The organism is Amycolatopsis sp. NPDC047767 (assembly GCF_040704195.1).
In the GTDB taxonomy this organism is placed as follows: Bacteria; Actinomycetota; Actinomycetes; order Mycobacteriales; family Pseudonocardiaceae; genus Amycolatopsis.
This window is the reverse complement of sequence record NZ_JBEYSJ010000043.1, coordinates 73,199-79,288: the sequence shown is the minus strand read 5'-3', so window position 1 is coordinate 79,288 and position 6,090 is coordinate 73,199. Positions and strand designations below refer to the sequence as shown.

7 protein-coding genes are annotated in these 6,090 nt (G+C 71.6%); 4 read left to right on the top strand and 3 right to left on the bottom strand.

What is annotated here, in order from left to right; translation table 11 throughout:
- Nucleotides 1-183: 183 nt before the first annotated feature.
- Nucleotides 184-426, bottom strand: a complete 243-nt coding sequence (locus tag AB0878_RS43720) for a DUF2630 family protein (RefSeq protein ID WP_366588135.1) — start codon at nt 424-426, stop codon at nt 184-186.
- Nucleotides 427-513: 87 nt separating this feature from the next.
- Here AB0878_RS43720 and trxA point away from each other — a divergent pair, with 87 nt between their 5' ends.
- Nucleotides 514-885 (top strand): thioredoxin, encoded by a 372-nt coding sequence (gene trxA / locus AB0878_RS43715; protein ID WP_366588133.1) that lies wholly within the window; start codon nt 514-516, stop codon nt 883-885.
- 85 nt (nt 886-970) lie between these two features.
- Here trxA and AB0878_RS43710 read toward each other — a convergent pair whose 3' ends face one another.
- Complete coding sequence (locus AB0878_RS43710) at nt 971-1,900, bottom strand: proline dehydrogenase family protein (protein WP_366588130.1); 930 nt, start codon at nt 1,898-1,900, stop codon at nt 971-973.
- Between the two features lie 13 nt (nt 1,901-1,913).
- Complete coding sequence (gene pruA, locus AB0878_RS43705) at nt 1,914-3,542, bottom strand: L-glutamate gamma-semialdehyde dehydrogenase (protein ID WP_366588127.1); 1,629 nt, start codon at nt 3,540-3,542, stop codon at nt 1,914-1,916.
- 134 nt (nt 3,543-3,676) lie between these two features.
- On the opposite strand from pruA, the gene AB0878_RS43700 reads away from it, so the two are divergent.
- Genes AB0878_RS43700 through AB0878_RS43690 form a run of 3 tightly spaced genes read left to right on the top strand, consistent with a single transcriptional unit; the run spans nt 3,677 to nt 6,065 of the window.
- The gene (locus AB0878_RS43700) at nt 3,677-5,272 is read left to right on the top strand and encodes a helix-turn-helix domain-containing protein (protein ID WP_366588125.1); all 1,596 of its coding nucleotides are present in this window, start codon (nt 3,677-3,679) and stop codon (nt 5,270-5,272) included.
- A 53-nt stretch (nt 5,273-5,325) separates the two neighbouring features.
- Nucleotides 5,326-5,946 carry a maleylpyruvate isomerase N-terminal domain-containing protein gene (locus AB0878_RS43695; protein ID WP_366588123.1) on the top strand — a complete coding sequence of 207 codons (621 nt, stop codon included), beginning with the start codon at nt 5,326-5,328 and terminating at the stop codon, nt 5,944-5,946.
- Entirely contained in the window at nt 5,943-6,065 is a 123-nt protein-coding gene (locus AB0878_RS43690; RefSeq protein WP_366588120.1) for a hypothetical protein, read from the top strand. Before AB0878_RS43695 ends, AB0878_RS43690 begins: the two co-directional genes overlap by 4 nt.
- Nucleotides 6,066-6,090 lie beyond the last annotated feature (25 nt).

Sequence of the window (6,090 nt, the reverse complement as noted above, 5' to 3'; positions counted from 1 at the left end):
GACGGCGTACGGCATCGACTTCCTCGACCCGGCCGTGAACGCGTCCGTGCGGGTGGGCACGCTTTCCCGCCTTGACAAACCGACCCAGACCGTAGTGACAATCAAAAATCGGGGTGCCCACCACCCACCCCTATATCCGGCAATGGTGTGCGCAGCACGCCGAGCCGAACAACCCAAAAGCCCCTACTGCCGATACCCCTCAACCTCACCCACAGACCGCACCTTCGCCTCATCCGGGTTCTCATGGAACTCCGCCCGAGCGCGCCGCTGCCTCAACAGGTCCCAGCACTGATCGAGCTCCTGCTCGACCTTCGTCAGCTTCGCCTGGTCATCCCCGGACAGCCCGGTGCCGACCGATTGCGACCGCAGCTGGTGCTCCTCCGCGATGAGCTCGTCGATGCGGCCCAGGATCTCGCCGTTCGCCATGGGTGGTCCTCCTCACCTCGTACTTCCGGCCCATGACGCTACCCGGCGCCGGGGAATTCCCGCCCGGCGCCGTCCGTTGAAGCCACCATGAGCACCGTTGAGCTGACCACCGCCAACTTCGACCAGACCGTGACCGACAACGACTTCGTCCTGATCGACTTCTGGGCGAGCTGGTGCGGGCCGTGTCGCCAGTTCGCGCCGGTGTACGACAAGTCGTCGGAGAAGCACTCCGACATCGTCTTCGCCAAGGTCGACACGGAGGCCGAGCAGCAGCTCGCCGCCGCGTTCGACATCCGGTCCATCCCGACGCTCGCCGTGATCCGCGACAAGACGCTGATCTACGCGCAGCCGGGCGCGCTGCCGGAGTCGGCGCTGGAGGACCTCATCCGCCAGGCCCGTGAGGTCGACATGGACGAGGTCAAGAAGGCCGCCGAGCAGGCCGCCCAGGAGCAGGCCTGACGCACCGACCCCGAGCAGGGGCAGGACCGACGACGAAGGCCCCCTCAACCACGGATGACGTGGTCGAGGGGGCCTTCGCAGGTTCTCAGGACCGGGTGACGAGCCCCCGCAGGAAGAACGCCAGGTTGGCCGGACGCTCGGCGAGCCGGCGCATGAAGTAGCCGTACCACTCGTCGCCGCACGGCACGTACACGCGCATCGTGCGGCCCTCGGCCGCGAGGTTCTTCTGCTCCTCCGGGCGGATGCCGTAGAGCATCTGGAACTCGTGGTCGCCGGGCTTGCGGCCGTTGTCGGCGGCCAAGCGCTTCGCGATGGCGATCATCCGCGGGTCGTGCGAGGCCACCATCGGGTAGCCCTCGCCCGCCATCAGCACGCGCAGGCAGCGCACGTAGGACTGGTCGACCTCGGCCTTGTCCTCGAACGCCACCGACGAAGGCTCCGCATACGCGCCCTTGCACAGCCGCACCCGCGACCCCGCGCCGGACAGCTCACGGCAGTCCTGCTCGGTGCGCCGCAGATACGCCTGCAGCACCGCCCCCACCCACGGGTACTCGCCGCGCAGCTCACGCAGGATCGCGAGCGTCGAGTCCGTGGTGGTGTGGTCCTCCATGTCGAGCGTCACCGTCGCGCCGACGGCCTCGGCCGCCGCGCAGATCTTGCGTGCGTTCTCCAGCGCCACGCCCTCGCCGTCGCCGGGCAGGAACTGCCCGACGGCCGAGAGCTTCACCGAGACGTCCGCGCCGGCGGCGAGGCCCTGCTCGGCGAGTGCCGAGAGCAGTTCCTCGTACGCCCGCACGGTGCCGGCCGCCTGGGTGGCGTCGGTCGTGTCCTCGCCGAGGTGGTCGATGGTGATCGACCGGCCGTCGGCGGCCAGCTCGCGCGCGGCGCGCACGGCGTCGGCGGTCGTGGACCCGGAGACGAAGCGGCGCACGACGGATCGCGTCGCGGGCACGGCTTCGATCAACGCGCGCATCCGCTTCGATCGGGCGGCGGCGAGCAACGGGGCACGCAACATGGCGGTCTCTCCCTCAGCCCTGGTGCGGGTAGCGCACGGTGGTCGGCGGCACGAACGTCTCCTTGATCGAGCGCGGGCTCGTCCAGCGGAGCAGGTTGAAGATCGAACCGGCCTTGTCGTTGGTGCCCGAAGCGCGGGCCCCGCCGAACGGCTGCTGCCCGACGACGGCACCGGTCGGCTTGTCGTTGACGTAGAAGTTGCCCGCCGTGTAGCGCAGCGCCTGCGAGGCCTTGGCGACGGCAGCGCGGTCGTTGGCGATCACGGAACCGGTGAGCGCGTAGGCCGCGGTCTCGTCGATGACCTTCAGCAGCTCGTCGAACTGCGCGTCCTCGTACACGTGGACGGACAGGATCGGGCCGAAGTACTCGGTGCTGAAGATCTCGTGCTTCGGGTTGCCCGACACGAGGATGGTCGGCTGCACGAAGTAGCCCACGCTGTCGTCGGCGGTGCCGCCGGTGAGGATCTCGACCTCGGCGTCGCCCTTCACGCGCTCGAACAGCGACGCGTGCTTGTCGAACGCGCGGCGGTCGATCACGGCGCCACCGAAGTGCGACAGGTCGCTGACGTCGCCGTAGGTGATGGCCTCGGTCTCGCTGACCAGGCCGTCCTTCAGCTGCTCCCACAGGCTGCGCGGCACGTACGCACGCGAAGCCGCGGAGCACTTCTGGCCCTGGTACTCGAAGGCGCCGCGGACCAGCGCGGTGCGCAGCACGTCGAGGTCGGCCGACGGGTGCGCGAGCACGAAGTCCTTGCCGCCGGTCTCGCCCACGAGCCGCGGGTAGCTGCGGTAGCCGGCGATGTTCGCGCCGACCGTGCCCCACAGGTGCTGGAACGTCGCGGTGGAGCCGGTGAAGTGGATGCCCGCGAGGTCGCGGTGTGTGAGCGCCACCTCGGACACGGCCTTGCCGTCGCCCGGGAGCAGGTTGATCACGCCCGGCGGCATGCCGGCCTCTTCGAGCAGCCGCATCGTCAGGTGCGCGGCGAAGCTTTGCGTCGGCGACGGCTTCCACAGCACGGTGTTGCCCATCAGCGCGGGCGCGGTGGGCAGGTTGCCGGAGATCGCGGTGAAGTTGAACGGCGTGATCGCGTAGACGAAGCCCTCGAGCGGGCGGTGCTCCATGCGGTTCCACACGCCGGGCGAGCTGGCGGGCTGCTCGGCGAGGATGCGACGGCCGAACTCGACGTTGAAGCGCCAGAAGTCGGCCAGCTCGCACGCGGAGTCGATCTCGGCCTGCGTCGCGGTCTTCGACTGGCCGAGCATGGTGGCGGCGTTGAGCGTGGCGCGCCACGGGCCGGTGAGCAGGTCGGCGGCACGCAGCAGCACGGCGGCGCGGTCGTCGAAGGACAGCGCGCGCCACTCCGGCGCGGCCTTGCCGGCGGCCGCGATCGCGTCCTTCGTGTCCTGCTGGGAGGCGCTGGAGATGGTGCCGAGGACGTGGCCGTGGTTGTGCGGCTCGACGACGTCGATCTTCTCGCCGCCCCCGGCGCGCTGCTCGCCGCCGACGGTCACGGTCAGGTCGACCGGACCGGCCTGACCCAGTTTCTTCAGCGCCCCTTCCAGCTCGGCGCGCTCGGCGCTGCCCGGTGCGTAGGTGTACACCGGCTCGTTCTTCGGGGCGGGTGTCTGGGTCACGGCGTCCACGGCGGCTCCCTCGGGTCTTTCACGTGCACTACTGCTTGAGATGCCCGAACCGTAACTCCGGGAAGCGCCGGCAGGTTTGTCCGACCGGCTAGAATCGTGGTGATGAACTTGTCCGATCGGATGAAGGTGATCCGGTGACCGCCGAAGCGTCCGACGGCCTTCCCGCCACCTCGTTGCGCCACGTGCTAGCGACACTGGGCGAGCCGCTCGTGCGCGTGCTGGTGGCGCCGCAAGGGCTGGGCGTGCGGGTCGACGACGTGGTGATCCTCGACCCCGAAGACCCGCCGGAGGCGCACCCGGGTGACCTCGTGCTGGTGATCGGCGCGCGCGGCCGGGCGGCGGCCGCGGCCATCCGGGCGGCCGGGCGCGGCGGCGCGGCGGCGGTGGCGGTGAAGGGCGAAGGCGGCACGGACGTGGCGGCCGACGCGGGGGTCGCGCTGCTCACGGTGGGGGCCGAGGCGCGGTGGGAGCAGGTGGAGGCGCTGGCACGCGGGGTCGTCGACGCGGCCCGCGCCGGCGGCGAGGCGGAGACCGGCGAGGTGCTGGGCGACCTGTTCGCCCTGGCCCAGACCGTCGCGACCCTCACCGGCGGGCTGGTCAGCATCGAGGACACCGCGAGCCGCGTGCTGGCGTACTCGCGCTCGTCGGACGAGGTCGACGAGCTGCGCCGGCTGTCGATCCTCGGCCGCGAGGGACCCGAGCGGTACCTGGCGATGCTGCGGGAATGGGGCGTCTACCAGCGGCTGCGCGCGGGCGAGGGCATCGTGCGGATCGACGAACGGCCGGAGCTGGGCATCCGCCGGCGCATCGCGGCCGGCATCCACGCGGGGTCGCAGCCGCTGGGCACGATCTGGGTGCAGGAGGGCGCCACGCCGCTGACCGAACAGGCCGAGGTGGCGCTGCTCGGCGCGAGCCGCACGCTGGCGCCGCAGCTCATCCGCGCTCGCACGCTGCCCAGCCCCCAGCTGCGGCTGCGGGAAGATCTGCTGGCCGGTCTGCTGGAGGGCCGCGTCGACGCCGAGTCGGTGGCCGACGACATCGGCGCCGACCCCGCGCGGCCCGCCCAGGTGCTGACTTTCGCGCTGTCGTCGACCGGTCCCGCCGCGTCGGACCGGCTGCTGCGGCGCGCGGAGCTGGTGCACCTGATCGCGGTGCACACCGCCGCGTACCGGCGCAGTGCCCTGGTGAGCGTGCTGGGCGGACGCGTCTACGCGTTGCTGCCGGATCTGCCGGAGCATTCGGACGCGGCGGTTCTGGCTCTGGCCAAGGAAATCGTGACGGCGGCGGAGCGGCACCTCGACGTGCCGGTGCGCGCGGCGCTCGGCGGGGTGGTCCCCCGGTTGTCCGACGCCGCGGCTTCGCGGGGCGATGCGGACCGGGTGCTGCTGGCGATGGCGCGTGGTCGCTGGCCTGAGGCCGTCGCGTCGCTGGCGGACGTCCGCGCCGACGTGCTGCTGTCGGAGGTGCTGGCGTACCTCGCGGACCAGCCCCGCATCCGCGATCCGCGGCTCACCGAGCTGCTGGCGCACGACGCCGACCACGGCGGGATCCTCGTGCCGGCGGTGCTGACGTACCTCGATGCGTTCGGGGACGCCCGCGCGGCGGCGAAGGCGCTGAACATCCACCCGAACACCGTGCGATACCGCGTGCGGCGGGCCGCGGAGGTGTCCGGCGTCGATCTCGGGGATCCGGCCCAGCGGCTGCTCACGCAGCTGCAGCTTCGGCTGTAGAAACGCGGTAGAAACCTTGTGCGGGCCGGAGTGCGGCCTCGCTAGGGTGCGGCATGGATCTTTTCCCCCGGGCCTGGGGCGCCCTGCAGGAAGCCGTCCACTCCCTCGACGACGCGCAGTGGGTCGCGCCGTCCGGCTGCGCCGGATGGCTGGTGCAGGACCTCGTGTTCCACCTGATCATCGGGGCGCAGGACATCCTCATCACGCTCGTGACGACCACCGACGCGCCCGCGACGCGCGACGCCGTCACCTACTGGGAGCCCGGGGAACCGGGTGACGGCACCGAAGCGGAGTCGGCGTTCGTCCGCCGCGGCGCCGCGGCGTACTCCGGGCCGGCCTCGGTGAAGCACCACTTCGACGACCTGGCCGTCGCCGCGGGGCGGGCCGCGGCGGCCGCGGATCCCGCCGCCCGCGTGGAAACTCGCGACCAGGTGCTGACGGTCGCGGACTTCCTCACGACGTATGTGGTCGAAGCGACGCTGCACCACCTGGACCTGACCCTGCACGTGTCCGGTGTGGACGGTCCGCCTGCGTCGACACTCGCGGCGACGCGGGCGATCGTGGAGGGCGTTGCCGGGCGGCCGCTGCCGTCGAGGGACGACCGGGAGGCACTGCTGCTCGCGACCGGACGGCTGCCCGCTCCGGCGGGGTTCGCCCCGGTGGCGCTGGGATGATCGGCCGGCTGAACGGCACGCTCGGCTCCGGCAAGACCACGACCGCGCGGCGCCTGGGGCCGGGTGTTCGGCAGTGGCGGCTCGATCACCTCGGCGCGGATGAGAAAACCCCGTCGTGACTTGGGAAATCGGGCACAGTGCTGG

Coding starts and splice junctions, on each gene's coding strand:
- AB0878_RS43695 (WP_366588123.1), top strand. CDS start 5,326: ATGGATCTTTTCCCCCGGGCCTGGGGCGCCCTGCAGGAAGCCGTCCAC.
- AB0878_RS43710 (WP_366588130.1), bottom strand. CDS start 1,900: ATGTTGCGTGCCCCGTTGCTCGCCGCCGCCCGATCGAAGCGGATGCGC.
- AB0878_RS43720 (WP_366588135.1), bottom strand. CDS start 426: ATGGCGAACGGCGAGATCCTGGGCCGCATCGACGAGCTCATCGCGGAG.
- trxA (WP_366588133.1), top strand. CDS start 514: ATGAGCACCGTTGAGCTGACCACCGCCAACTTCGACCAGACCGTGACC.
- AB0878_RS43690 (WP_366588120.1), top strand. CDS start 5,943: ATGATCGGCCGGCTGAACGGCACGCTCGGCTCCGGCAAGACCACGACC.